This window comes from Endozoicomonas ascidiicola (genome assembly GCF_001646945.1).
In the GTDB taxonomy this organism is placed as follows: Bacteria; Pseudomonadota; Gammaproteobacteria; order Pseudomonadales; family Endozoicomonadaceae; genus Endozoicomonas; species Endozoicomonas ascidiicola.
Genome location: NZ_LUTV01000020.1, coordinates 6,653 through 9,028, shown reverse-complemented (window position 1 = coordinate 9,028; position 2,376 = coordinate 6,653). Strand labels below are relative to the sequence as shown.

The following is a 2,376-nucleotide window of genomic DNA, read 5'->3' as shown; positions in this document are numbered from 1 at the left end:
AGAAAAGATGGAAAGTAAACCGATGTTAGTGCTGGCGCAGCAAAAGGAAATTGGTAAGCTATCGCTTGCCAGCTTGAAAAAAACAAACAGCAAACAACGATCTTTACGCTGGCATAAAAGAAGGAATAAACGACAAAACTCTCACGCCAGCTTAAAAAACGAAGACTACCGATGTCTTATGAACTTTTCGATAGAACAGACCAAAAAACTTCCAACGCTGAAAAACTCTCAGTCTTGCAATTCTGGTAGAAACACAGCAGCTAACGCCGTTTTCAGCGGCGCCGCAGGCGTCCGCTGGAAAACTTTGTTATGTGAACTGTTGCGAAAGAACTATTTCTCATGGCTCTTTATGCGAACCAAAATCAAGTCAATAACTACCGATTTATCTTGAACAACATCTCTGAAGCATATATGCCCTTCCATACCTTGCCCCCCTTGAACAGCTTTCATAAGCATGGTGCCTTGAGAATATTCTTTCTTATTTGACGATCTGAATATAAGTGTGAAGTAACCTTCCCAATATTCACCTTCAACATTAAATGTGGAAATGAATGATTTATCATTGCTTCCGTAATCAATTTGAAAGCTTCCCGATAGAAATTCAGCTTTTTGATTAAGTGTTAGCGTATATGTTGTAAGGCTACTACTACCATCAGGTCGAGGGTTCTGTCGCTTTGCAATCCAACTTCCCGATACATCAGCCCCCCGATAAACCAACTTTTTATACCAAGGTAGAACGGTATTTTTCATGAAGCTCGTTAGGAATCCAAGTACACCTGAGGTGATAACACCAGAGACGATACCAAGCATGATAGTTATATAAGTTTCCACGAATAATTCTCGATTTCGCACTTAAAGAACGGATGATACGTCAATATTGATGAAGTTCACATAACGCCAACTTAAGCGGCGCCGTAGGCGTCCGGTGGAGGTGCGCAGCACCGGAACGAACTTGAAGTTTTTGTTAGGTTGCGTTTAACGAAAAACTAGATTTTTATCTTTATGGGTATGCACGTAATCCTGCTTTTAATGCACCTTCAACTGTACCATCAAGACACTCATCACCAGGAAAGAACATTTCCTCTGGAGCATATCTTTCAGAAGAGTATTTGAATATTGCAAAGTCCCAATTATCATTTGCTCCATTGTACTTCAGTCTACAAGTCTTGGTAAAACCACTAAAATCACTTTTTTCGAGGTAAAGGTACTCACCTTTATATCTACCTCTGTATTGGCATTTGTTTTTTAGGGTGCTCAGCCTGAATAATGTAACTCCTTGGAAAGTCACGTTACTCAAGGGATCAAGCATTTTATGTGCTTTATATAGGCACATATCATCAGTAGAACCAGCAGTATTTATGCCCCTTAGGCAAGCAAGACTTCGCGCACATAATTCATACATCAATCAGGCGGAGCACCCGTTTTTTAGATTAAATTTTTTAATACACTTATTTACTTCGACTTTAATATTTTCCGCTATTTTCATGATAACCTCAGTGTACTTCGATAACTATCAATTTTAACACTTGCAACAGATTTCAGCGAAATATTTAATTTTATAATTATTAGTGCACTTCTCAATGTACTTGGTGGTTTAACACCCCTTGAAGTCTAAACAGTGAGGTCTATTGCACTTATTGCTTGAAACCAGCTGTAAATTTCGTTAATCACTGGATTTGAGATATGAAATCTATCAAATACTGACAGATGGAGTACTAATCTTGACAGGTTAAAGGTGTACTCACTAAGAAACCTAACGCCAAAATGTGCGGCGCGCCACAGGCGCGTCCGGTGGAGCGCAGCGGAACGAACACGATTTTATTGTTAGCTGCGTAAGCCCGTAAAATGGTTAAACCGTGACGTAAACCTGAAGCAAGTACGACTGGCGAAAAAGTAAGAACCAGAAGATGTACAACCAGAAGTTTTGAACGCTGCTGAAAAACACACTAAGTAAAAATTTCTCGAAACAGTTTGAACCAAATGGTTTGACTACTCGATGTTTCCGACAATGTAACTTTCTGACTTGACAGAAACCAAAGAAACTACCAGATAACGGCGGTCCACAGATTTTCAGAACTAAAGATAAACGCAATACTGAAAACTGAACAAAACTAGAAGATTTGACGACTTGAATTAACGATGATGCTCATGCTGGCCTTGTACAAATTTGAACAGAAATCACTCAGCGCAGATTGAACCAGCAAATGCGAATCTTTCTGGCCAGCCTGTACAATAGTTTAGAGCCAAAACCTGTCGCGCGAAAAACTCACAGGTTTGCAACTCTGGTAGAAACACAGCAGCTAACGCCAAATTCAGCGGCGCAGCGTAGCGGAGTCCGCTGGAATTTTTTGTTAGCTGCGCACGCCCGTAAAATGG

3 protein-coding genes are annotated in these 2,376 nt (G+C 40.2%); 1 reads left to right on the top strand and 2 read right to left on the bottom strand.

Annotation, left to right across the window (positions count from 1 at the left end):
• Positions 1-391 (top strand): hypothetical protein (locus AKL11_RS26130; protein ID WP_216636849.1); only part of this gene is annotated, 391 nt, incomplete at its 5' end.
• Here AKL11_RS26130 and AKL11_RS24160 read toward each other — a convergent pair.
• Both AKL11_RS24160 and AKL11_RS24155 read right to left on the bottom strand, forming a co-directional pair.
• Entirely contained in the window at positions 331-831 is a 501-nt protein-coding gene (locus tag AKL11_RS24160) for a hypothetical protein (protein ID WP_157673755.1), read from the bottom strand. The genes AKL11_RS26130 and AKL11_RS24160 overlap by 61 nt on opposite strands.
• A gap of 169 nt (positions 832-1,000) precedes the next feature.
• Positions 1,001-1,309 carry a hypothetical protein gene (locus AKL11_RS24155; protein ID WP_157673754.1) on the bottom strand — a complete coding sequence of 103 codons (309 nt, stop codon included), beginning with the start codon at positions 1,307-1,309 and terminating at the stop codon, positions 1,001-1,003.
• Positions 1,310-2,376: the final 1,067 nt, after the last annotated feature.